The sequence below is a fragment of the Actinokineospora sp. PR83 genome (assembly GCF_021056305.1).
Classification (GTDB): domain Bacteria; phylum Actinomycetota; class Actinomycetes; order Mycobacteriales; family Pseudonocardiaceae; genus Actinokineospora; species Actinokineospora spheciospongiae.
Genome location: NZ_JAJCXD010000040.1, coordinates 110,813 through 134,419 on the forward strand (window position 1 = coordinate 110,813; position 23,607 = coordinate 134,419).

General features: G+C 69.4%; 23 protein-coding genes and 1 tRNA gene. 8 read left to right on the forward strand and 16 right to left on the reverse strand.

Features of this window, described 5'->3' with window-relative positions:
* Positions 1-321: 321 nt before the first annotated feature.
* From L6E12_RS35705 to L6E12_RS14235, 13 genes are all read right to left on the reverse strand, one after another.
* Positions 322-555, reverse strand: a complete 234-nt coding sequence (locus L6E12_RS35705) for an acyl-CoA carboxylase subunit epsilon (protein WP_374201873.1) — start codon at positions 553-555, stop codon at positions 322-324.
* Positions 552-2,096 (reverse strand): acyl-CoA carboxylase subunit beta, encoded by a 1,545-nt coding sequence (locus L6E12_RS14175; protein WP_236228372.1) that lies wholly within the window; start codon positions 2,094-2,096, stop codon positions 552-554. The genes L6E12_RS35705 and L6E12_RS14175 overlap by 4 nt, the downstream gene beginning before the upstream one ends.
* Positions 2,097-2,103: 7 nt before the next feature.
* The gene (locus L6E12_RS14180) at positions 2,104-3,270 is read right to left on the reverse strand and encodes an MFS transporter (protein ID WP_236228373.1); all 1,167 of its coding nucleotides are present in this window, start codon (positions 3,268-3,270) and stop codon (positions 2,104-2,106) included.
* A 25-nt stretch (positions 3,271-3,295) separates the two neighbouring features.
* Positions 3,296-5,284: an SDR family oxidoreductase gene (locus tag L6E12_RS35380; protein ID WP_308074874.1), complete on the reverse strand. Its 1,989-nt coding sequence runs from the start codon at positions 5,282-5,284 to the stop codon at positions 3,296-3,298.
* Complete coding sequence (locus L6E12_RS14195; RefSeq protein ID WP_236228374.1) at positions 5,281-6,237, reverse strand: aromatase/cyclase; 957 nt, start codon at positions 6,235-6,237, stop codon at positions 5,281-5,283. Before L6E12_RS14195 ends, L6E12_RS35380 begins: the two co-directional genes overlap by 4 nt.
* A gap of 17 nt (positions 6,238-6,254) precedes the next feature.
* Positions 6,255-7,037 carry an SDR family NAD(P)-dependent oxidoreductase gene (locus L6E12_RS14200; protein ID WP_236228375.1) on the reverse strand — a complete coding sequence of 261 codons (783 nt, stop codon included), beginning with the start codon at positions 7,035-7,037 and terminating at the stop codon, positions 6,255-6,257.
* A 28-nt stretch (positions 7,038-7,065) separates the two neighbouring features.
* The gene (locus tag L6E12_RS14205; RefSeq protein WP_236228376.1) at positions 7,066-7,338 is read right to left on the reverse strand and encodes an acyl carrier protein; all 273 of its coding nucleotides are present in this window, start codon (positions 7,336-7,338) and stop codon (positions 7,066-7,068) included.
* 29 nt (positions 7,339-7,367) lie between these two features.
* On the reverse strand, positions 7,368-8,591 hold the full coding sequence (locus tag L6E12_RS14210) for a ketosynthase chain-length factor (protein ID WP_236228377.1): 1,224 nt from the start codon (positions 8,589-8,591) through the stop codon (positions 7,368-7,370).
* Positions 8,588-9,859, reverse strand: coding sequence for a beta-ketoacyl synthase (locus tag L6E12_RS14215; protein ID WP_236228378.1), 1,272 nt, complete (start codon positions 9,857-9,859; stop codon positions 8,588-8,590). Before L6E12_RS14215 ends, L6E12_RS14210 begins: the two co-directional genes overlap by 4 nt.
* Positions 9,856-10,182 (reverse strand): TcmI family type II polyketide cyclase, encoded by a 327-nt coding sequence (locus L6E12_RS14220; protein ID WP_236228379.1) that lies wholly within the window; start codon positions 10,180-10,182, stop codon positions 9,856-9,858. Before L6E12_RS14220 ends, L6E12_RS14215 begins: the two co-directional genes overlap by 4 nt.
* Positions 10,183-10,199: 17 nt before the next feature.
* Entirely contained in the window at positions 10,200-11,840 is a 1,641-nt protein-coding gene (locus L6E12_RS14225) for an FAD-dependent monooxygenase (protein WP_255683167.1), read from the reverse strand.
* 140 nt (positions 11,841-11,980) lie between these two features.
* The gene (locus L6E12_RS14230; protein ID WP_236228381.1) at positions 11,981-12,484 is read right to left on the reverse strand and encodes a nuclear transport factor 2 family protein; all 504 of its coding nucleotides are present in this window, start codon (positions 12,482-12,484) and stop codon (positions 11,981-11,983) included.
* A 26-nt stretch (positions 12,485-12,510) separates the two neighbouring features.
* Complete coding sequence (locus L6E12_RS14235) at positions 12,511-13,320, reverse strand: hypothetical protein (RefSeq protein ID WP_236228382.1); 810 nt, start codon at positions 13,318-13,320, stop codon at positions 12,511-12,513.
* A gap of 246 nt (positions 13,321-13,566) precedes the next feature.
* Between L6E12_RS14235 and L6E12_RS14240 the strand changes: the two genes are divergently transcribed.
* From L6E12_RS14240 to L6E12_RS14255, 4 genes are read left to right on the forward strand one after another with little or no spacing between them, the layout of a single operon-like run.
* Positions 13,567-13,989 (forward strand): PPOX class F420-dependent oxidoreductase, encoded by a 423-nt coding sequence (locus tag L6E12_RS14240; protein WP_236228383.1) that lies wholly within the window; start codon positions 13,567-13,569, stop codon positions 13,987-13,989.
* Positions 13,986-14,849: a hypothetical protein gene (locus L6E12_RS14245; protein ID WP_236228384.1), complete on the forward strand. Its 864-nt coding sequence runs from the start codon at positions 13,986-13,988 to the stop codon at positions 14,847-14,849. Before L6E12_RS14240 ends, L6E12_RS14245 begins: the two co-directional genes overlap by 4 nt.
* A 24-nt stretch (positions 14,850-14,873) precedes the next feature.
* Complete coding sequence (locus L6E12_RS14250; protein ID WP_236228385.1) at positions 14,874-16,022, forward strand: cytochrome P450; 1,149 nt, start codon at positions 14,874-14,876, stop codon at positions 16,020-16,022.
* Positions 16,019-17,158 (forward strand): acyltransferase, encoded by a 1,140-nt coding sequence (locus tag L6E12_RS14255; protein WP_236228386.1) that lies wholly within the window; start codon positions 16,019-16,021, stop codon positions 17,156-17,158. The genes L6E12_RS14250 and L6E12_RS14255 overlap by 4 nt, the downstream gene beginning before the upstream one ends.
* Positions 17,159-17,162: 4 nt before the next feature.
* Here the strand turns inward: L6E12_RS14255 and L6E12_RS14260 are convergent, their stop codons facing one another.
* The 3 genes from L6E12_RS14260 to L6E12_RS14270 form a co-directional block, all read right to left on the reverse strand.
* The gene (locus L6E12_RS14260) at positions 17,163-18,038 is read right to left on the reverse strand and encodes an LLM class flavin-dependent oxidoreductase (protein ID WP_236228387.1); all 876 of its coding nucleotides are present in this window, start codon (positions 18,036-18,038) and stop codon (positions 17,163-17,165) included.
* A 450-nt stretch (positions 18,039-18,488) separates the two neighbouring features.
* Positions 18,489-18,562 (reverse strand) — tRNA-Ile (locus L6E12_RS14265).
* A gap of 48 nt (positions 18,563-18,610) precedes the next feature.
* Positions 18,611-19,591 carry a glycoside hydrolase family 25 protein gene (locus L6E12_RS14270; RefSeq protein WP_236228388.1) on the reverse strand — a complete coding sequence of 327 codons (981 nt, stop codon included), beginning with the start codon at positions 19,589-19,591 and terminating at the stop codon, positions 18,611-18,613.
* 483 nt (positions 19,592-20,074) lie between these two features.
* Between L6E12_RS14270 and L6E12_RS14275 the strand changes: the two genes are divergently transcribed.
* The 4 genes from L6E12_RS14275 to L6E12_RS14290 all read left to right on the forward strand — a co-directional run bounded on the left by L6E12_RS14275 (position 20,075) and on the right by L6E12_RS14290 (position 23,604).
* Positions 20,075-20,347, forward strand: coding sequence for a hypothetical protein (locus L6E12_RS14275; protein WP_236228389.1), 273 nt, complete (start codon positions 20,075-20,077; stop codon positions 20,345-20,347).
* 26 nt (positions 20,348-20,373) lie between these two features.
* Positions 20,374-20,550 (forward strand): hypothetical protein, encoded by a 177-nt coding sequence (locus L6E12_RS14280; RefSeq protein ID WP_236228390.1) that lies wholly within the window; start codon positions 20,374-20,376, stop codon positions 20,548-20,550.
* Positions 20,551-21,858: 1,308 nt separating this feature from the next.
* Entirely contained in the window at positions 21,859-22,389 is a 531-nt protein-coding gene (locus tag L6E12_RS14285; RefSeq protein WP_236228391.1) for a DUF4365 domain-containing protein, read from the forward strand.
* Positions 22,390-22,662: 273 nt separating this feature from the next.
* Positions 22,663-23,604: a hypothetical protein gene (locus L6E12_RS14290; protein ID WP_236228392.1), complete on the forward strand. Its 942-nt coding sequence runs from the start codon at positions 22,663-22,665 to the stop codon at positions 23,602-23,604.
* The last annotated feature ends 3 nt before the right edge of the window (positions 23,605-23,607 follow it).

The window sequence follows — 23,607 nt, forward strand, 5'->3', positions numbered from 1 at the left end:
CGGCACTGCACGCCGGGGGCGGGTCGGACGCCCCGCCACCCGAAAGTGGTCCACGGAGACCAGACCTACGACCACAACAAGCGTCGGCCGGAATCGCGCACACGGACATCGGCACCCGAATCGCCCGCCGCGGTCCCCGAGTCGGCACCGTCCGGTGGGTCGTCGAGCGGGCCATCGCCTGTTGTCACGGCACGCAACGCCTGCGCACCCGCCGGGAACGCCCCGACGACATCCACAAGACATCCCCCGGCCTCGCCACCCGCACGGGCATCCGGGGACACCTCCGGTGACTTCGCCGGGGGACCCCGCTTGCCGGGGTGGTCACCGGTTCGACCACCCACGCGGTCCGCCCGCGGCGGCATGCCGGTCCGGCCTGCTCCACCGGGGGCGAGGCCGGTCGCGGGCAGGTCGTTCGGCGCCGTGGCGGTGGCACAGGGCCGTCAGCACCGAGACCAACGCCGCCACCTCCTCATGATCGGGATTGCCCGCGACCACCCTGAACAGCGGTTGCACCCCATTCGTATCCACTGTGCACCCTCCCCTCCCACCCGTCACTGCGGCGGGTTGCCGTGCTTGCGGTGCGGCAGGTCGACGTCTTTGGCGCGCAGCATGTCCAACGACCGGATGATCACCACCCGGGTCTCCCCCGGGTCGATGACGTCGTCGACGAGGCCGCGCTCTGCGGCGTAGTAGGGGTGCATCAGCTCCGCCCGGTACTCCTTGATGCGCTGCTCCCGCGCCGTTCCCGGGTCGTCGGCCGCGGCCGTCTCCCGCCGGAAGATGATGTTGACGGCGCCCTCCGCGCCCATCACCGCGATCTCGTTGGTGGGCCAGGCCAGGGCGATGTCGGCTCCGATGGAGTGGGAGTCCATCACGATGTACGCGCCGCCGTAAGCCTTGCGCAACACCAACGACACCCTCGGGACGGTCGCGTTGCAGTAGGCGTAGAGCAGTTTGGCACCGTGGCGGATGATCCCGCCGTGCTCTTGGGTGACACCGGGCAGGAAGCCGGGGACGTCGACCAGGGTCACCAGCGGGAGGTTGAAGGCATCGCAGAACTGGACGAACCGGGCTGCCTTCTCGCTGGAGTGGATGTCGAGCACGCCCGCCATGGACCTGGGCTGGTTCGCCACGACCCCGACGGTGTGACCGCCCGCCTGCGCGAACGCGCACACGATGTTGTCCGCCCAGTCCGCGCTGACCTCGAGCAGGTCGCCGTCGTCGACGATTTCAGCGACCACATCGCGCACGTCGTAGGGCTGGTTCCCGTCAGCGGGGACGAGCTCGCGCAGCGAGTCGGTCCGGCGCGTCACCGGGTCGGTGACCGTGCCGGCGACCGGGATCTCGCGGTTGTTGGCAGGCAGGATCGACAGCAGGTAGCGGACGTCCTCCAGGCAGGCGTGCTCGTCGTCGTAGACGAAGTGCGCCACACCGGAGATCCCACCGTGCACGTCCGCGCCGCCGAGGTCGTTCTGCGTGGTCTGCTCCCCCGTGACCGACTCGATGACGTCGGGCCCGGTGATGAACATCTGCGAGATGTCACGCACCATGAACACAAAATCGGTCAGGGCAGGCGAGTACGCCGCCCCACCCGCGCACGGGCCCAGCATCACACTGATCTGCGGGATCACCCCGGAGGCGCGCGTGTTGCGGCGGAAGATCCCGCCGTACCCGGCCAGCGCGGTCACACCCTCCTGGATGCGGGCGCCCGCGCCGTCGTTGAGCGAGACCAGTGGCGCCCCGGCCGCGATGGCGCGATCCATCAGCTTGTGGATCTTGTCGGCGTACGCCTCGCCGAGGGCGCCGCCGAAGATGCGGAAGTCGTGGGCGTAGACGAACACGGTGCGCCCGTGCACCGTCCCCCAGCCGGTCACCACGCCGTCGGTGTAGGGCCGCCGGTCCTCCAGGCCGAACCCGGTGGCGCGGTGCCTGCGTAGCTGCTCAGTCTCCTGGAACGACCCCTCGTCCAGGAGCAGATCGATGCGCTCGCGCGCGGTCAGCTTGCCCTTGGCGTGCTGGCGTTCGGTGGCCAGGGGGTCCACGCCGGAACTCGCCTCGGCGCGTTTGTCCTGCAACTGAGTGAGAACCTCGGTCATGACGGCCTTACCTCCGGTCTTCGGTGTGCGGGTTTCCGAGGACCGCGACAGCGACGGAGAGCGCGCCGCACACGGTCAAGAGGAGCAGGGCAGGCCGGTCCGACCCGGTGTGCTCCCTGAGCACGGCGGTCAGCACCAGCGCGACAACCGCGCCGCACTGCACGCCGCACTGGTAGCGCGAGACCGCGACGGGTCGGTCCACCGGGTCGATCCCGGCCAGGGCACCGGCGTTGAAGGCGGCGAACGAGAGGACGAACGCCGCCGCGATCAACAGCAACCCGGGCAGGATGTCCCCCGCGTAGGACGTCCGCTCGGTCGGGACCAGGCTCAACGCGTAGGCCACCGTGGCCGCGAGGGTGCCCGCTGCGATGAGCCGCCCGGGAGCGACACGGGCGAGCAGCCCGCGCACCAGCGGCGCGGACACGGCGAGCGGGACGCACGCGGGCAACAGGCCCAGCGCCACCTGCCAGGGCTGCCAGCCGAGGTCCCGTTGCAGGGTGAAGGTCGTGAGGAGCAGGAAGCCGAGGTAGGTGCCGTTGAGGGCGGCGGCCCCGACTGCGGCCCTGACGAACGTGCCGGGCAGCACCCTCCGCCCGCGGCGGGCGGGAACGGCGGGTGCGCCGCCGGGGATCACCCGTGAAGCCGCGACGGCGAGCACCACGGCCACCGGCGTGGTGAACGCCAGGACCCACCGCCAGCCCGCCAGCGAGACCAGGCCGGAGAACAGCAGCCCCGCGGTGAAGCCGACCGCGCCGAACAGGGAGTACACCCCGACCGCGCGCGAGCGTGCCCGCCCCTGCGGGAAGGCGTCGCCGATGATGCCCAACCCGACTGGCGCGGTCAGCGCGGCGCAGGCGCCCTTGACGACCCTGCTGGCGACGAGCACCGCGAAGCTCCCGGTGAGCGCGCCGACGACGGAAGCGATCGCGAAGACCGCCAGGGCGCTCGCATAGGGCACGCGCCTGCCCCAGCGAGCGCCGATGGCGGGTCCCACCAGCAGGAAGACGGCGAACCCCGCCGCGAACCCGCTCATCAGCCACTGCGCGCCCACCACGCCCACGCCCAGTTCGGCAGCCGCCACCGGCAGCGCCGGGAGCAACACCGACACCTCGAGGGCGTCGAGCAACATGTTGCCCGCCAGCACCACCAGCAGCGCCCGGTGCCCCTGGCTCATCGCCACCGGCGTGGACCCCGTCACATCAGCCCCCGAGCAGCGTGCCGCCGCTGGCATCGATGTACGACCCGGTGATCCACCGGGCGTCGCCACTGGCCAGGAACGCCACGGCGGCAGCGATGTCGTCGGTCGCGCCGACCCGGCCGAACACCGACATCCGCGACATCTGGTCCACCGCCTCGGGGATGTCGAACACCGGGGTCCCGTTGTCGGTGATGCCGGGACCGACGCTGTTGACGGTGATCCCCCTCGCCCCCAGGTGCTTGGCGAAGTGCAGCGTGAGCTGATCCACCGCTCCCTTGGTCATGGCGTAGGCGATTTCCTGCGGATTGGCGAAGCGTGTCAGCCCGGACGAGATGTTGATGATCCGGCCGCCCTCGGCGAGGTTGTCCGAGGCGCGCTGGATGATGAAGTAGGGGGCCTTGGCGTTGACCGCGTACAGCCGGTCGAACTGCTCCGGCCGCAGGTCCTCCGGTGCGGTCCCGCCCATCACGCCCGCGTTGTTGACCAGGATGTCCAGGCCGACACCGCCGACGCGCTCTTTGAGACCCCGCTCCAAGCCGACGAACAGCTCGTGCACGTCGCCGGGAACCCCCAGCTCCGCCCGGACGGGAAAGGCGGCACCACCATCGTTCTCGATGGCGGTGACCACCTCCTTGGCCGCGGTGTCGTCGTGCCCGTAGTGGACGGCGACGAGCGCGCCCTCGCGGGCCAAGCGGACCGCGGTGGCCCGGCCGATACCGCGGCTGGCCCCGGTGACGAGCGCGGTCTTGCCTTCCAGCGTTCCCATGCTTTTCCTCCTGTCGTTCCTGGGGGTGGCGGGCGGGGCCCCGGCGGGGTCGGCCGGGACGTCCCGGGGAGCGGCCAAGCCGCTGATCACGCGGGCGAGGTCACGACGCACCGGTTCCAGCTCCAGCAGCTCGGCGAAGACCTCGCGCAGCGCGGTCACGTCTTCGCCGCCGAGCAGCAGCTCGGCCTGGGCCCGGATGCCGATCAATGCCGAGCGGCCCGCTTCGTGCCGGGTGCGGTGGTAGGACTCGAGCAGGTCGTCGCCGCCGCCGGGAGCCAACCGGGCGGCCAGCTTGACGCCGAGGTCGGCGGCGTCCTGCAGGCCCAGGTTGATGGCCTGGCCGCCGACCGGGAGCTGGGTGTGCGCGGCGTCGCCCGCCAGCAGCACCCTGCCGTTGCGGTAGCGGGTGACCTGCCGGGCGGCGTCACCGAAGGCGTTGACCCACACCGGCCTGCCATGGCCGATGTCCTCGCCGGTCACCGTGCGCCAGGCCCGGACGACCTCGGCGAACTCGGGCTTCCCGGCGCGGTCGCGGGGCTGGACCCCGTGCACGTGCACCATGACCCTGGTCACGCCGCCGGGCATCCGCGAGGAGATGGCCAAACCCGCGGGGTGGCGCTCGAATCGGCGGTCGGGCACGTCGATGCCCATCACGTCGGCGCGCAGCAGCTCCCTGGTCGCCTCGGTACCGGGGAAGTCGAACCCGGCCAGCCGCCGCACGGTGCTGCGCTCACCGTCGCTGCCCACCACGTAGGCGGCGCGCAGCCGCAGCGGCGTGCCACGTGGGTCGACCGCCTCGACCTCGACGTGGTCGTCGTGCTGGACCAGGCCGACGACGCGGTGGCCGAACAGCACCGTGGCCCCGCCCGCCTCGACCCGCGCACCCAGCACCGCCTCGATCCGGGTCTGCGGAACCTTCCAGACCCCGCGGTGCGGGTGGTCGTCATCGGCGATGGCCAGGTCCAGGGGCAGGCCCGCGAAGTGCCCGCCCGCCCCCGGGCCCGCCGGGTCCAGCTCAGCCAGCAGCGCCCGCTCGGCGAACAGCTCCATCGTGCGCGCGTGCACGGTGGACGCCCGGGACTCTGTCGTCGGCTCGGTGCGCTGTTCGAGCACCGTGACCCCGACCCCGGCCGCACGCAGGTCGTGCGCGAGCAGCAGGCCGACCGGGCCCGCGCCGACCACCACGACGTCCGTGTCCGACCCGCCTCGCGCGCGCACGGTCACCGCCGCGCCTCGGCGTAGGCCTTGGCGTGGCCCAGGGTGGCCCGGCTGTTCGCGCCCAGCGCCTCGCGCAGGAAGCGCAGCGCGTCCTGCACGGTGGCCTGCTCACCCAGGACCGCGGCGATGTTGTCCCGGTTGACGACCACGGTGTGCTGGGAGGAGGCGGTGGTCGTGCCCTGCCCGTCCTCGGTGAAGTCCCAGCGCCCGGTGTGCAGGTCCATCAGCGCGGGCAGGGTCGTCTGCTTGTAGACGATCCGGTGGCCGGAGAAGCACACCCGAACCGACTCGGTGGTGTGCTGCTCCCCGTCCTTGGTCAGCGTGTCCATCCGCAGCACCTGGAGGCCGGGGGTGGTCTCGCGCAGGTCCACCGCGGCCACGTGCGGGAGCCGCTCACGCCATTTCCCCGCCTCGTTGACGAAGTCGTAGAGGTCCTTGGCCGTCCCCTCGACCGGCACCGAGTCCACGAAGCTCAGCGTCAGCTCGGCCGCCTCGGCCGCCTGCTCCACGTTGCGCTTGAGCGCCGCGAGCTCGCTGCGGCTGTTGCGGTCGACCGCCTGGTCGATCCACGCCAGGCTCTCCGGGTCGTCGTCGACGGCGCGGTAGTCGTGCAGCAGGCGCACCCGCGAGCCCGCCGCTCCACGCGGCTCGATCACCCAGGCGCCGCCCATGGCCGCGACCGGTGCGGCCGAGCGCTCCTGCCGGAAGGTGATCACTCGGCGGACCGGGTCCAGGGTCCGCCGCGACGTCCAGTCCTTGGGCTCGCCGTTGGCCGTGGCCCAGATCCGGATGCGCTCGTCGTGCTCGCCGCGCTCCACGTGCTCGACCAGCACCGTCGGCGGGAAGATCAACGGCCAGTTCTCGACCTCGGCGATCATGCGGTAGACCGCGTCCGCCGGGACGTCGACATCGATGCCGTGCTCGACCTCGCGGGTCACCTTGGTCTCTTGCGTGGTCATCGAACCCTCCTCGGGGATCAGAAGTTGCCCAGACCGCCGCAGACGTTGAGCGCCTGGGAGGTGATGGAGGCCGCGGTGTCGGTCACCAGGTAACCGACCAGGCCCGCGGCCTCCGCCGGGGTGGAGTAGCGGCCGAGCGGGATCTTGGCCTGGAACTTCGCGAGGATGCTCTCCTCGGTGGTGTCGTAGGCCGCGGCGTAGCCCTGGCGGACCTTCTGCGCCATGGGGGTCTCCACGTAGCCGGGGCAGACGGCGTTGACGGTGATGCCGGTGGGGGCGAGCTCATTGCCCAACGCCTTGGTGAACCCGACGACGCCGTGCTTGGAGGCCGAGTACGGGGCACCGAGCACCACGCCCTGCTTGCCCGCCGTGGAGGCGATGTTGACGATCCGACCCCAGTCGCCCGCGCGCATGCCACCGGAGGTGAGCACCTCGCGGGTCACCCGGAACACGCTGGTCAGGTTGGTCTCGATCACGTCGTCCCACAGCTCGTCCTCGATCTCGGCGGTGACGCCGCCGCCGGACCGGCCCACGTTGTTGACCAGCACGTCGATCCGGCCGTAGCGGGCCACGGCCGCGGCCACCGTCCTGGTCACGTCCTCGCCGGAGCGCACGTCGCAGGCGACCCCGTCGACCTCGCGGCCCTCCGCCCGCTGCTGCTTGACCAGCGTGGCGACGTCCTCCTCGGTGCGGGCGCACACGAAGACGCGGTGCCCCTGCTCGGCGAGCAGCTCGGTGACCGCGAGGCCGATGCCGCTGGTCGCCCCTGTCACGAGCGCTGTGTGCCGTTGCTGTGCCATGGTTTCCTCCCTGGTGCTCGGTGGCCGGTCAGGCTGACGGGGCGGCCTGGGTCATGTGCTGGTTGACGAACGCGATGAGATCGCGGGGGGTCTTCATCTCGGCCAGCCGCGTCTCGTCGAGGCGCACGTCGTACTCGCGCTCCACCCGACCGGTGGTCTCCAGCAGGGCCAGCGAGTCGTAGCCGATCAGGTCGAACTCGTCGTCGAGCCGATCCGCGCTGATCCCGGGGCCGTCGGGCTCGCCCGAGCCCTCGATGAGGATGCGTTTGAGGTCGTCGATGTCGAACTTCTTGCCGGACATGGGAATCCCTTCATTCGTGCGGGTGGTGGTCATCCGTGGTGACCGCGCAGCACCACGGCCGAGTTGAAGCCGCCCTGGCCCCTGGCGAGCACGAGCGCGACCTCGATCGGGGCGCCGGTGCGCGGCGACCCGGTGACCAGGTCGATCTCGTAGTCGTCGCGGACCCGGACGCCGGTCGTGGCGGGGACGACGTCGTCCCGGATGGACAGCAGCGCGGTGGCCAGGTCGAGCGGCGCCCCGCCGGAGTAGAGGCGGCCGGTGGTGGTCTTGGGCGCCGTCACCGGCACCGCGTGCGGACCGAACACCGCCGCGACGGCCTCGGCCTCCGACCGGTCGAGCTCGGGCACCGCGGCGGCGTCGGCGAACACCACGTCCACCTCCTCGGCCGTGACACCGGCGTCGGTCAGCGCGATCTCGATCGCCCTGCGCAGGCCGGGCGCGCGGTCGGAACCCGGCCTCGGGTCGAAGGTCGAGCCGTAGCCCGCCACCTCCCCGTACACCCGCGGGGCACCGCGCCGGGCGGCGGCGTCGGCGTCCTCCAGGACCATCAGCGCCCCGCCCTCGCCGGGCACGTGGCCCGCGGCGTCGGCGTCGAAGGGCAGGTAGGCCCGGTCGGGGTCGGTGGCGGTGCTGAGCCTGCCGCTGGTCAGCAGGGCCGCCCACCCCCAGGAGCAGAGCGTGGCGTCCACGCCACCGGACATCATCAGCGGTGTGCCCCGGCGAACCTGGCGGCGTGCTTGGGCCACCGCGTCCAACCCGCCCGCCTGGTCGCTGACCACGACGCCACTGGGACCGCGCATGCCGTTGCGGATGGAGATCTGACCGCTGTTGACCGCGTAGAACCAGGCGAAGGACTGGTAGGCGCTGACGTACTGCCCGCCCTTGCTCCACAGGTTCCGCAGCTCGTTCTCGCCGAACTCGAACCCCCCGGAAAAGCAGGCGGTCACGATGCCCATGTCGTACTCGGGCATGGCGGCCGGGTCGACCCCTGCGTCGGCGAACGCGCATTCCGCGCTCACCAGCGCCAGCTGGGTCATCCGGTCGGTCTGCGGCAGCAGCCTGCCCGGCAGCCGATCGGCCGCCGCGAAGTCGTTGATCTCGCCCGCCAGCAGCGCGGGGTAGCTGTCGGGGTCGAACCGGGTGATGCGGTCGATCCCGCTGACCCCGTCGAGCACGGCCCGCCAGTAGTCCTCGACGCCCATGCCGTTGGGGGCGGCGATCCCCAGGCCGGTCACCACGACGGCCGCACTCATGCCCGGCCGCCCTTCGGCTTGGTCAGCACCATCGCGCTCTGGAATCCGCCGAAACCGCTGCCGACCGACAGGACCGCGTCGATCCCAGCCTCCCGAGCCGTGAGCGGCACGTAGTCCAAGTCGCACTCCGGGTCGGGGGTGCGCAGGTTTGCCGTCGGCGGCACCACACCGTGCTCCATGGCCAGCGCGCAGGCGGCGATCTCGATGGAGCCGATGGCACCGAGCGAGTGGCCGACCATGGACTTGATGGAACTGACCGGGACCTCGTGCGCCCGCGCACCCAGGCTTCGCTTGTACGCCGCCGTCTCGTGCCGGTCGTTCTGCCGGGTGCCGGAGCCGTGGGCGTTGATGTAGTCGATGGCGCCGGGCGTGATCGCCGCCTGCGCCATCGCAACGCGGATGGCCTCGGCCATCTCCCGCCCGTCCGGGCGCAAGCCGGTCATGTGGTAGGCGTTGCACCGCGACGCGTACCCGGCCACAGTGGCGTAGACGTGCGCGCCCCGTCGCCGCGCGTGTGAGAGCTCCTCCAGGACGAACACCGCCGCCCCCTCGCCGAGAACAAATCCGTTGCGGGTGCCGTCGAACGGGCGCGAGGCGGTCTCCGCCTCGTCGTTGCGCGGCGTGGTCGCCTTGATGGCGTCGAAGCAGGCGACCGTGATCGGTGAGATGGGGGCGTCAGTCGCCCCGGCGACCATCAGGTCGGCCGACCCCTCGCGGATCAGCTCCGTGGCGTGCCCGACCGCGTCCAGCCCCGAGGTGCACCCGGTCGAGACGACGGTGTTGGGGCCCTCCGCGCCGACCGCCCACGCCACCTCGGCCGAGAACGAGCTGGGCACGAGGTAGTTGTAGAGGTGCGGCACGGCGTAGCGGTGGTCGACGAGGGCGAGCTGACCCGCGTCGCTGACGGTCCGGTACTCGGTGTCCAAGCCGGTGGTGGCCCCGACGGCACTGCCGATGGTGACCCCCACGCGGTGCGGATCGATCCGGTCGAACTCGATCCCGCTGTCGGCGACCGCTTCGCGGGCGGTGACGACCGCGAACTGCGCCGCCCGGTCCATGCGGCGCTCCTCCTGCGGGGTCAGCCCCTGCAGCACCGGGTCGAAGTCGACCTCGGCGGCGATCTGCGAGCGGAACGGGGAGGGGTCGAAGAAGCTGATCCGGCGGGTCGCCGTGCGCCCGTCGGTCAGCAGGCTCCAGAAGTCCTTGACGCCGATGCCGCCCGGGGCGGTGACCCCGATGCCGGTGATGGCGACGATGCGCTCGCTCATCGCGTGCTCCAGTTGTAGAAGCGGTGGGCCATGGCGTCCGAGGGCGAGCGCCAGGTGTCCGGGTCGTAGGCCTCGATGTGCGCTTTGAGGTCCTCGCTGATGCCCACGAAGCGGGGGTCGGTCTTGGCTGCCTCGATGCGCTCGCCGCCGTCGCCCGTGGCGAAGTCCTGGAGGTGGAAGTACAGACCCCGGTAGGAGAAGAGCTGTCGCCGCAGCGTGCCCATCCGCTCAGGCATGGGTGTCCGGTCGAATGCCTCGAACAGCGCCGAGACCTCGTCCGCCGACTCCGGGCGCATCCGGGCGACGATCAACGTGCTGTGCATGTGCGGTCCTCTCTGTGTCAGTGGCTGTCCGGCCCGAACCAGCGCCGCAGCGCGGACGGGAGGTCCCCGTGGCTGCCCGGCGCGGCCCAGGCCACGTATCCGTCCGGTCGCACGAGCACGGCGGCGCTGCCGGTCACGTGGTTGTCCTCGCCGTCCGCCTCGATGGGCGCGGCGGTCACGATGTCGATCCGATCGGCCCACGGCGCCGCGCGGCGGCGCAGGACCGGGTTGTCGACGAGGTCGATGAGCACACCGCGGCCTTGGCGCAACAGGGCGGTGGTGCTGGTCTGCCGCCCGTCCTCGGTGCGCAGCCCCACCCGCGGCACCCGGGCACCCAGCAGCGGGTGGCTGCCGCCACCGACGTCGTAGTGGATCTCCAGGCCGCTGACCATGCCCGCCAGGTGGCGCGCGACCTCGCGGTGGCGCACCAGCTCGCCGAGGACCTCGCGCAGTGGCTGCATCTCGGAGCCGCTGAGGAACAGCTTCCCCTGCGCCCGCGTGTTCATCAGCAGCCTGCGGCCGACCGCGTGCCGCTCGGTGTGGTAGCTGTCGACCAGGTCCTCCCCAGCGACGCCCCGCACGACGGCGGCCAGCTTCCAGCCCAGGTTCACCGCGTCCTGGATGCTGGTGTTCATGCCCTGCCCGCCCGCGGGGAGGTGGATGTGGGCGGAGTCGCCCGCCAGCAGCACCCGGCCCCTGCGGTACTCGGTGACCTGCCGGGTGGCGTCGCCGAAGGCACTGACCCACACCGGCTCGGCGTGCGAGATGTCGACGCCGGTGAGGCGCTTCCACGCGTCGGCCACCTCGGCGAAGGCGGGTGGCTCGGTCCGGCGCTGCGGCGGGGCGCCGCGCTCGCACACGATGATGCGAGTCGATGCGTCGGGCAGCGGACCGACCATGACCATGCCGCCGGGCAGGGTCTCGCCGATCATCCTGGGCTCCAGGTCGACCCCCTTGATGTCGGCCAGGAACATCTCCATGGTGGCCGGGGTGCCGGGGAAGTCGAACCCGGCCAGCTTGCGCACGGCACTGCGGCCGCCGTCGCAGCCCACCAGCCACCGCGCGGTGAGCACCCGCTCGCCACCTGGACTGTCCACGGTGACCTCAACGCCGTCGCCGGTGTCGCGCAGCCCGGTGAGCGCCCAACCGCGACGCACCTGTGCGCCCAGCTCGACGGCCCAGTCCTCCAACACCTGCTCGGTGGTGGACTGCGGGATGGTCTTGGCGGCTTGCGCCGCACCGTCGAGGACGCTGAAGTCCACCGGGATGCCGCCGAAGTGACCCAGGTCGCTGGTCTCCACCTCGCCGAAGCGGGGGAGCAGCCCGCGCTGGTCGAACACCTCCATGGTGCGCGCGGTGAAACCGAGCCCCCTGGACTGCCCCGTCCGCCGGGGCAGCCGCTCGAGCACGATCACCTTGACTCCGGCCAGGCGCAGCTCGGCGGCGACCGTCAGCCCGGCCGGCCCGGCCCCCACGACGATGACTGGTGCGTCCATGTACCTCTCCTCGGCTCGTCGGAAAACGGCACGCACAGCCGCGCGCCGCCTCCAGCGACAACGCGGAAAAACAAAGACCAGACCTGACAGACGCAAAACAAGTCTGCAATCAAGTGAATTGAGAATTCCGTGGACAAGATTCCCACCGGATCCGCCAACCATTCTTCGCCGAAAACACGGCGAACGTCAAGAGCGCTGAACGCATCGCCTGAAAAATCAGCGCAAACCCAGTGTCAACGCCCACTGCCACACAAAGAGCGAGGCCCCGGGGCGTACCCCGGGGCCTCGCTGTGGCGCGGTCGTCAGAGAGCGGTGGAGTAATTGGCGTTGGGTTTGCCGCCACCGGAGAGCCAGACGACGACGAACCTCAGGTAGTCGACGCGCCAGCCCCGGTCCGTGCGCACGGCGGTGACGTCGTAGTAGCCGCCCATGTCCATGCGGTGCGCGTGCTCGACGCCGGAGGCGGTGGTGTCGTAATCCAGATGTGTGCCGATGAGCTGGACCCTGGCCGTCGCACGATCGCCCGCCACGTCGACGACGTGGTTGGCGCTGACGTGGTGGGTGGCCTGCCAGGCCAGGCGGGCGGTGCGCTGGAACTCGGCCAGGCCCTCGGTACCGACGCGCTCGCCGATCGGGAAGACCAGCCGCACGTCGTCGGTGAAGATCCGCCGGTACCAGGCCAGGTCGCGGTCAGACAGCTCCGCGGTGTCCAGGGTGACCAGGTAGCGGTCGATGAGCTCGCTGATTTCGTCCTTGTCCAGACGTTCGGCCAGCCTGCCGTCAACCGTGGTGGCGCTCGCGGTCATGGGGACTCGCTCCTCCGCTCTCGGGGTCAGGACAGCTCGATGACGCTGAAGTGGCCGCGCTTGACCAGCCGCACCCCGTCGTTGGGGTCCTTGAGCCAGTCGGCGACCAGGTACCGCCCGGCGGGCGCGGCCAGGGTCAGCACGGACGAGTGGCCCGCGGACAGCGGCAGGCAGCCGGTGCCCTCGGCCAGCCCGAAGGGCGGGTCCGGCGGCCACTCACCACTGCCGTCCACGAATTGCGCGAAGTAGGCGGCCAGCACGTCCTCGGTGACGTCGTCGGCTATGGGGAACAGCACGGCTTCGAACAGGTAGGGCCGGGGCATCGCGTTCTCGAAGCCCAACGGCGCACCCGCGACCGGGCTGCCCGCCAGCTCGAAGCGCGGCCCCGCCGAGGTCAGCACCGAACGGATGGTGGCCTGCGGTGCGCCCCCTTCGACCGGCGCGGACCCCGTCACGTCCAACAACTGGTAACGGGGTGTTCCACCAGCGGCGGCGGTGCTGGGGTAGTCGAACAGGACGTGATCGCCCTCGACCAGGTCGGCGGTGAACTCCGCGGGCTTGTCCGGGTGGACGACGGCGCCGCCGAGCAGGTGCGCGGCGCGGTCCAGCCCGGCCATCCCCTCGATGATGCGGTCCTGGTCGTCGGAGACGGTGGCGGCGAGCCGCTCGCGGAACTCCGGCCACCCCACCCCGGGCTCCAGGCGCGCCAGGCCGATCCACCCCTGCCCCTCGGCGGTGGTCACCGACCGGAAGACGGCCCGGCCCGCGGGTGCGGAGCTGGGCGCCTCGAGCCCGGTCTCGGTCGATGTCAGCAACAGCGTCGGCACCTCTGGCACGGCGGTCTCCTCCGGTTGTCCATAGTGGCAGAAAGTCACAATCGACCCTGGCAGCGACTGCGACCCGATTCAACCTGCCACCCCACAACGAATTCTCAAAAGCATGTCAAACCTTGCCCGGGCAGCTCCGTCAGCCACGATTTGACGATCTCCACAGGTACAAATGACATGCGAGGTCTTGCCGATAAAAAGAGGTTTCCGCCACGATGGCCAGACAAGTCCGACCCCCGGCAAGGATTGGTTCGCATGGCATTCACTGAGATTGAGCTGACATACCTCGCAAGCCAGCCGGTCGGCAGGTTGGCCACCGTCCAGCCCGACGGCACCGTTCAGGTCAACCCCGTTGGCTTCCGCTACAACCCGCAACTGGGGACGATCGACATCGGCGGGTTCAACTTCGCCACGAGCCGCAAGTTCCGCAACATCGCCGACAACGGCCGCGCCGCGCTCGTGGTCGACGACGTGGTGTCCACCGACCCGTGGCGCATCCGCTGCGTGGAGATCCGCGGTGAGGCGAAGACCGTCGTGGCCCCCGAGGTCTTCCCCGACCTCGACGACGAGGTGATCCGCATCCACCCGCGCCGGGTGATCAGCTTCGGCGTCGGCGAACCGGACGTACCGCCGCACGAGCTCAAGTACAACAGCCGCAACGTGGGCACGGACCGGTGAACCCGGCCGCCCGCCGGTGCGCCGAGGCGCTCAACTCGTTCCACTCGATCGCCTACTTCGCCCCGGACCTGGACGAGGAGCTCGCGGAGCACGGGGTCGACGACCCGATGGCCGCCTACCTGGCCGGGCGGGCGGCCCCGCTGGGGGCAGTGGGGCCGGGGACCGTGGTGGCGGCGTTCAACGCCTTCGCCCCCGACCTGGTCGCGCGGCACGTGCCCGCCGTGTGGGACAAGGTCTCGCCGAGCGAGGCGCTGGTCGCCCGGCTGCGCGCCGCCGACGCCGTGCTGAGCAGGCTGCTCCCCGCGGAGCTGCTCGGGTCACCGGAGGTGGCCGAGGCCGCGACGCTGGCGATCCGGGCGATCGACGCCTGCCGGCAGCCGGGGCGTCCGCTGTTCTCCGGCAACGCCGACCTGCGGATTCCGCGGGAGCCGCACCTGGCCCTCTGGCACTGCGCCACGCTGCTGCGCGAACACCGCGGTGACGGGCACGTGATCGCGCTCTGCGCTGCGGAGCTGGGCGGCTTGGATGCCCTGGTCAGCCACTGCGCCAGCCCCTCCGGGATGCCGAAGGCGGTGGTGATGGCCAAGCGGGGATGGACCGAGCAGGACTGGGCCGGGGCCGAGGACCGGCTGCGCGAACGCGGCCTGATGGGCGCCTCCGGCGAGCTGACCGCTGCGGGCTCACGGCTGCGCGACGACGTGGAGGCGGCGACCGACCGGCTCGACCGGCGGCCGTACGAGCGCCTGGGCGCGACGGCGGTGGCCCTCCTGACCGACGTGACGACGCGGCTGACCCGCGCCGCCGCCGATGCGGGCGCGTTCCCGCCCGTGCTGCGCGGGTTCTTCGTGCCCGCCGCCTGATCCCCTCTCGTGGAAGGAAGTCCCATGCCCACCCGCATGTCCCGGACCACGACCCCATCGGGTCACGACGCCTGGCTCGTCACCGACTACGAGACAGTGCGCAGGTTGCTGTCCGACCCGCGCCTGGGCCTGACGCACGACGACCCGGACAGCGCAGGCAGGCTGTCCGACTCGGTGATCTTCGGCAGGCCGCAGAAGACGACGCCCACCGACGGGCAGGACCACACCAGGATGCGCAAGCTGCTGGGGCAGTGGTTCTCGGCGAGACGGCTCGCAGCGTTCACCCCACGAGTGCGCGGCCTCGTCGACGGCCTGCTCGACGAGCTGGCCGCCGCGCCACGCCCGGCCGATTTCCACCGCATCGTCTCGTTCCCGCTGCCCGCGTTGGTGATCAGCGACCTGCTCGGGGTGCCGTACACGCACCGCGAGCGCTTCCGAGCCTGGTCGGACGAGGCCGCCGACATGCACGACCAGGCCAGGTCGGAGCACGGGCGCGCCGAGCTGGCCGGGTACATCGCCGGGATGGTCCACACCCGGCTGCGGGAACCCGGCGACGACCTGCTCTCCAGCCTGGTCCAAGCCCACCGGGCCGAACCGGAGGGCTTCACCCTGGACAAAGTGGTGACACTGGGCATGACCCTGCTGTTCGCGGGCCACGAGACCACGGTGACAGCGATCGACACCGGGGCGGTGCTGATGGCCATGCACCCGGCGCAGCGCTCGGCGTTCCTCGACGAGGCCCGGCTCCCCGACGCCGTCGAGGAGATCCTGCGCGGCTCGCTGCCCAGGACGAACTGGTTCGCCACCCCTGAGCCGGACGACATCGGCGGCGCGCTGCCCCGCTGGGCCAACACCGACCTGGAATTCGGCGGCGAGACCATCCGCAAGGGCGAGATGGTCCTGCTGGGGCTGGCGCACGCCAACGTCGATGAGGACCTGGTGGGGGCCGAACAGGGCTTCGACGCGCGACGTCACCCCAACCGACACCTCACCTTCGGTCATGGGGCACACTTCTGCGTGGGCGCCCCGCTGGCCCGCCTCGAACTGCAGGAGCTGTTCTCCGCGGTGGCCGAGCGCTTTCCCGGCTTCGCCTTGGCGGTGCCGCTGGAAGAGCTGGAACAGCGCGCGGACCTGCTCACCGGCGGCCTGAAGTCGGTGAACGTGACGTGGTGACCCCGCAACCGGACGTCGTCCCACCGCCGCCCGCCGACGAGCACCGCGGCGCTCGGCTGCCCTCGCTGACCGGTATGCGGTTCGTGGCGGCGTTCCTGGTCTTCCTCGCCCACTGCTCGGTGCAGGGCTTCTTCGCCGACAGCGGCTTGCAGAGCACCCTGCAGGACCTGTTCGTGCGCGCGAGCTGGGCCGGGGTCCAGTTCTTCTTCATGCTCAGCGGCTTCGTGCTGACCTTCTCCGCACGGCCGGGCGACCGGATCACCGCGTTCTGGCGGCGGCGGGCGGCCAAGCTGTACCCGAACAACATCGTTGTGTGCGTGGTCGTCGTCCTGCTGCTCTTGATCACGGGCGGCACTCTGACGGTGGCGCAGGTCGTGCCGAACCTGCTGTTGGTGCAGAGCTGGGCACCCATCCCGACCGTCATCAGCGGTGTGAACACCCCGGCCTGGTCGCTGTGCTGCGAACTGCTGTTCTACGCACTGTTCCCCCTGTTGCTGCCACTGCTCGACCGCGTGCCCGCCCGGTCGCTGTGGTGGCTGGGCGCGGGTGTGCTGGCATTCGTCGTGGCGATGCCGACGGTGGCCGCCGCACTTCCGGATGGTCCGCTCACCGGGGTGAACCCGCCTGTGTCGTTCCCCCGGCTGTGGTTCGTCTACGGCTTCCCCGTCGTCCGCTTGGCCGACTTCGTGCTGGGCATGGTGCTGGGGCGACTGGTGCTCAGCGGGCAGTGGCCGCGCGTGGGGATGTTCCCGGCGACCGTCGTCGTGCTCGTGAGCTACGCCGCCACCGTCGCCGCGCCCGTCCTGTACGCGGCCGACGCGACGATGGCGGTCGGTCTGGCCTGCCTGATCGGGGCAGGTGCGACCACGGACCTGGCGGGGCGGCCCAGCCTGCTGGCGGCGCCGCGGGCGGTGGCGCTCGGCGAGGTCTCGTTCGCGTTCTACCTGGTCCACGTCCCGGTGCTCACCTTCGGGCACCTGGTTCTCGGGGGCCGTTCCTGGTCGACCCACGAGGCGCTGGTGATGCTGACCGGGCTGTTCACCATCTCCCTGGTCCTCGGCAGGGTCCTCAACGCCTGGGTCGAGGTGCCCGCGATGAACCGGCTGGCCCGCAAGCGCACCCCAACCCGGACGTGACCGCTCAGCCGCGGTCGAGGAGCGCGCCCACCTCCGCGAGCAGGTCGCAGGTCGCGGTCCAACCCTCGTGCGGCACGAAGGCCAACCTCTCGACACCGACGTCGATGAACCCGGCGAGCTGCTCGGCCACCTCGGCAGGTGTTCCCGCGATCGTCGCGGTCAAAGCCTCGTCCTGTTCGACGCTGTAGCGCCGCGCCAGCTTCGCTGCTTCCCGGTGCCACAGCCCCGGCTCGGAGCGCGCCACCAGCGCGCCGTGCACGACCGTCCCGAGTCGGGGCACCGGGCGTCCCAGCCGCTGGGCGTGCTCGGCGATGTACTCGGAGTGCTCACGCAACCGCTTGGGCGGTTGCAGCGAGGCCAGCCAGCCGTCCCCATGCCTGGCAACCCGGCGCAGCGCGGGTTTCGCCCCGCCGCCGACCCACACCGGTGGTGGGGTCACGGCGGGCTCCAGCGTGACCGTCCGTCCACCACCGACAGTGGTGGCCTCGGCACGCAACAGCGCGGGCAGGACCTCGAGGAAGTCATCGGTGCGCGCTGCGCGTTCGCCGAACGGCACCCCCGCGGCCGACCAATCCGGCCCGTCGATGCCCCCGATCCCCACCCCGAGGTCGAACCGGCCCTCTCCCAACACGCTCAGGGTCGCCACCTGCTTCGCCGCCCACGCGACGGGCCGCAGGGCGGGGAGGAACACCCCGAACCCGATACGCACCCGCTCGGTGACCGCAGCGGCCGTCGCCAGCACCATCCCGGCGTCGAGGATCGGACCGCCCGCCAAGTGGTCACCGATCCACACCGACCCCAGTCCGGCGTCCTCCGCCCGCCGGGCAGCGGCGGCGACGGGTACAGAGCCGTCCTGGGGGAGAAAGATTCCGAGATCCATGAACGAGTCACGTCCTTTCACGTGCTGTGGCAGTCGACCTCCTCCAGGATCAAACCTCTACCTAGGTCGAGGTCAAAGATCACCACCCGATCGGCGGCCGTACCCAGCACTCGGGGATGAAAGACAGCGGAAAGCGTTGACACAGGCTGCTCCACAGGCTTACGGCGACGTCGTGTGGGGCACTGGCATCGTGACCGCCCACCGGTGATGACGGTGGCGGTGATGATGCTGCTCGGTGGGCCGTTCAAGGCCGCCCGGCAGACGGCGCTGCCCGCCCGCCCGCATCTGACGAGCACGGCCGGCCTGCGGACGCGCTCCGTGGTCTCCAAGACCCCGAACCCTGCGGTTCAGGCCCCCGGGGACGCTACGGACGAGTCTGCCCCCGAGTGCTGAGCGACACGCCCATGTTGTCGATCAGTAGGTAGCTTGTTCTTGCTGGTCAAGCACGAGTGGGGCGGGTCGGGCTCGAACCGACGGCCAAAGGATTATGAGTCCTCTGCTCTGACCAACTGAGCTACCGCCCCCGAGAGGGTGATCTTACTCGGTACGGCGCACGCGTTCGGCTGGAAGGGTCACTCCGCTCCGCCCTCGGATCCCGAGGGCGGGGCGAGGCGGACGCGCAGGGCTGTGGCGAAGTCGTCCGGGTCCGTGCCCTCGGGCAGGACCGGGGCGATGGCGGCGGCGAGGTCGGCCACGGTGCCCCGGCCGGATGACAGCAACCGCAGGGCGTCGACCACGGCCGCCTCCTCCTCGCCGAGGAGGCCGACGAGGTGGTTGCCGTCGAGGGTGTCCAGCGCCGCCGCCGGGATGGCGCCGGGGGTGCCCTCGGGGACCATGGCGATGCTGCCGTCTTCACCGCGCAGGTACCAGCGCTGGCGCAGGAAGCCCATCACCCGGTTGTAGAGGGTGCGCTGCTCGATGTCGGAGAGTGCGGACAAGAAGCCCTCCTCGGTGGGATCGGTCAGGCCGTTGTTCAGGTCGACCGACCCGGAGATCCCCGGGACCCGGCCGACGGAGGTGTACTGGTGGACGTCGACGCGGCCGCTGTAGCCGCCCAGGCCCTGGTTGCTGCCGTTGTTGCTGCCGTACCGGGCGGCCCAGATCACCAGTTCCGGCACGCCCCACCCCTCCGGCCGCCACTGGCCCAGTTGGCCGACGCTGGAGTAGATCGCGGTCCGGTCGTACCCGAGTTCCCGCAACCGGTGCAGGAACCGGGTGCCGTATTCCCGCGCCTCCGCCACCGACCACCGCAACCCCGCCCCGGCGTTGTCCTCCATGTCGAGCGCGGGCACCACCCCACGGGCCCCGAGCCGGGAAACCTCCCCCGCCAACACCCCGGCCTGCACTTCGGGACCGGGCGACTTCTGCGCGAAGTGGTACAACCCCACCGCGATCCCCACCGACCGCGCCCCGGCCACCAGCGCGTCGGCGCGCACCAGCGCGGGCCCACCGCCGTCGGACGCCTTGACCCAGGCGAACCGCACCCCGGCACCACGCACCGCCCACCAGTCCGTCACGGTCTGGTAGCGGCCGTAGATGTCGATCCCGAACATGCTCACCTCGGGGGGACAGGGTGGTGACCGACTGCCATCACCGATCACCGTCGGGCACGACAATTGTCTCCCGTCGACCGCTACCCGTGAAGCGCCCAGACCGGCACAACCAGTTCCGGGCAGACGAGCGGGCTTGCGACCCTCGCCAACATCACGGGACCCAGAAGAGTGAAATCGTATGACCCATCGGGAGATCGCATCACCCATTCGGCCCCGAACAGGTGACCGAGACGTGGTTATCGTCGGGCGTACGGCTTCCGCGCTGCTCCGGGGTGAGTCCGCGTGAGCGGAAGCCCGACCAGGGCCCAGTGACCCTGCCGCCTCGGCTTCCGCAAGACCGTGAGAGTACTGAACTCCCGAGCGGATGGTCGCGGTCAAGCCCGTCGACCAACCCAGCTCGAACCGCTGGGAGAACCCGATCGCACGAGCCGAGGAGGCGACGACCCGATTGGCTGACGCCACTCTCAGGCCGGAGGGGCGAACGTGGACCTCTACGTCGCTACTGTCACGGGGAAGGTCTTCTTCACCAATACCGACGGTGAGCCGCGCGCGTGCTCGGCTTCTACGGTCAACAGCCCCGGCCACAGCATGCTGTCCACCGTCGGACACCGCGTGCACGAGGGCGGCGGGTCCTGGTTCGACATCAACCACCGGACCTTCGTCGCGGGCGTACACGGCCCAGCCGCAATCCCGGCCAACCGGTACTCCAGCGCCTCGGTATTCGTGGCCATGCAGGGCTGGATCGCTGGAAGGTGAGGGAAAGATGTACCTGGATTACGCCAATGCCGTCGGCTGACCGGCGCAGGCGCGACATCGTCATCCGCACGGCCGTGGTGACCGCCCTGCTGGTGCTGGTCGCCCTGGGGGTCTTCTGGTGGGTGCTGGCCCACCCCGAGATCGGGCCCGCACCCGGTGAGCCCCTGCCCCCACCGGCAGACGTGACGAGCACCGGTGGCTGACCGGGCACTGCACCTGACAACCGCTGTGATCACCGCCGTGGTGACCACAGCGGTCATCGCGGGCGGATGGGCGTCGTGGCGTTCAGCGAACGACCGCCCGCAGAACCGGCAACCGTCGTCACCACACGCCGCCGAACGGGCAAACCAGGCCGGAGTCGACACCGACCCCGGACTTCCGCGACACGCACACCGCCGACAAGGACTTCCGAGCACGCTCGATGTCTTCTCGTGGTGCACCACAGGCGCATCACCGACCCCGGACAGCAAAGAACCCCAGGCCGTGTGACCTGGGGTTTTGGCTCCTCCAACTGGACTCGAACCAGTAACCCTTCGAGTCAAGATCAACTTCTCGCAACGTCTGTCGTTGCTGCTCGACACCTGCCGTGACCTGCACAGACGCGCCGGAGCGCCAAGCGTCCTCTAGCGTCGTTTGGCGACTTCGAGCGGTGAAAACCGTGCATAGACCGTGCACCATCGGGATAAATCCCCCTAAACGAGTCCCTCAGACACCCACCCAGGACGGCCCCCGGGCGCCCGTGCGACAGCGGGTCTCAGGGGCCGTCCTGCGCTTGCTCCTGGCCCTCGTCGTCGGTTGACGGGTGGTCGTGAGGATGGTCTCGGCGACCTTGCGCGGGGCAGACCGCGGCTTGCGCTTGCGGGCGGGCTTGGCCGGTGCCGGGTCCTGGTAGGTGGCTCGCTGGTGAAGGGCGTAGGTGCTCCACAGGCTGAGCTGGTTGGGTCCGGGCTCACGGCGGCTGGCGCGCATCCGAGGTACCTCCTGGCTGAGTCGACCGGTGCGAAGCGATCACCCGGGGCTCGGTCTCCCCCGCTTCTTCGCACTGGCCGCTTCTAGCGCTGGGAGGGGTCTGTCAAGGGTGAGGCTGTGCCTCATCGCGCCAGCGACGCCCATCGGGCGCCCTTGATAGGCCCCTCGCAGCGTTAGACGATTGCGGGGCGGAGAAGCACCCCACGCGCTCAGCGGCAACCATCACGAGCTGCTGTCGCTGGTTGCCATGGCTCCCACCCCGTGCCGCCTGCGTGGCGCGGCGCCTCCCCTGCCCGGGCCTGGGCCGTGCCGCGCGCCCGCGCGGGCGGAGCGAAGCGGGAGCCCGCGCCGTGGCGCGATGGCCCCGGACCACCAGCACACGGGACAGGCCAACGGCGCCGCGCCGCGCAGGCGGCGCGGCCTTGATCCTCTAGAGGAAAATTCCTCAAGAACCAGCGGTGTAACGCCAGAGCAGTTCGAACGATATCCGTTTGAACGTTGGCGTACGGCTACCGGGAGTTAGGATGTCTAGACTAAAAAATGTGGTTCCGGTAAACCCGCGCACGTTTACCGAATACATGGAACAATTGCAAGAGGGTTATGTAGCTGCCGTGGCAGCAACCGCCGGATGCTCTATGGAATACATTGCCCGCGATGTACACGGTTTAGATGTAGAGTTCATCCGTCCTGGCCTAGATCCAACCGTGGATGAGGAAATATCCGTTCGCGCACAGTTGAAAAATACCACAACAAAGAAACCTGACACGACAAACGGTTGGTTCTCCTATCAATTTTCCAAACGTGAGAGCTTTCTCCATCTTTCAAAAAAGCGACGTACCGCACCCAAGGCAATTTTGATTGTCATGGTGACATCACCAATACAGGCGGATTGGACTTCCGCAAGTCACGACCTACTCGAAGTGCGCCATTGCTGTTACTGGCGAAGCTTGGAGGGCGAAGTTCCAAAGGATGGTGTACAGTCACCATCGATCCGGATACCCACAAGTAATATATTCGACGCAAGCGCCTTGAGTGACATTCTTGACAAGATTGACAAAGGAGGGGCGTTGTAAATGGACCATAATAATCTTTCTTATGACGCTCCTACTGTCGCTCAAGTTAACCCCCAAAGACTTCTGACATTACTTGAACGAACAGGATGGAAGATCGTAGGCGGCCGAACTGGCATGTACTCACGACTTTCGCCACCCGCTTCTGCGCCCATACTGGATCATCGTCGCCGATTCTCGGTAATCCTCCCTCTAGATACAACCGCCGACGATTTCACGGAAACAATGGCAGCAGCATTAGCGGAAACTCAATCGCTTTCCACAAGAGAGGCGTGGTTGACTGAGATACTGCCCAGGCTTAGATCCGAGCCTGCAGATTCGTTCCGTTTCCGCAAAGAAAGCACTGCTCCCGCCGGTCTGATCCCTTGGAAAGCTGGCGAAGAACTAATCTCTGCAGCTAGAGGAACCCTTGTTGCAGGAGCGAAGTCCTATCTTGACCCTCTTCGTCGTTACAGTAATAAACATGGCCAGTTCGCTAGCCGGTATTTGGACGGAGTATTCATGGGGCAGACAGCGGTGGGGAGTTATATTGTCACCGCCCTAGCTCCCACACAAACACCAGTAAATTTGTCGAATAGCCACACAGACGCGCCTGTTATCCCCGGCCTGGAAGTTGTGCAGGCACGATCAGTAACCAGGTCGATTTCGCAGGCACTTGAAGCCTCGGCCGAGGCGCTCGATCACTACAGGAAGACAGGATCGTTTTCTGGATTTGAAGCAGGAGTCCAGCGAGGTGTTTCTTACGATCTATCGGTCGCCTTGAAAGGTGTTACAGAGCAGTCAGCAGGTGGCGATATTACATTAGAGTGGGATCCGATCGATATCCCAGCAGGCACGTCAGACCGATTTACCTTTGAATTTCATCATAATGATTATAAAGTTTTTGATGAGGTAGCCGCAAAACTTGCCGAAGATACCCACGCTCCGGTTGCGGTGCAGATTCTTGGCAGAGTCCACCTGTTGACAAAAAAGAATCGCGGCGGGCCGGGCGTCTTTGGAATGGAAACGGTCGAGACACCGACTCGTAAATACCGAGTTCGCTTGAGCGATCCCGAACAGTACCATCTTGCTGTCAATGCGCATGACGAAGACCTGGGACTTACTGTCACAGGATTGCAGGAGCGTGACGGTAATATCACATGGCTATACAACGCCAGGATTATCCGGACGGTTGCAATTGACACCATTCCGGCGCTTCAAGTACAGAATGAACAATAGACA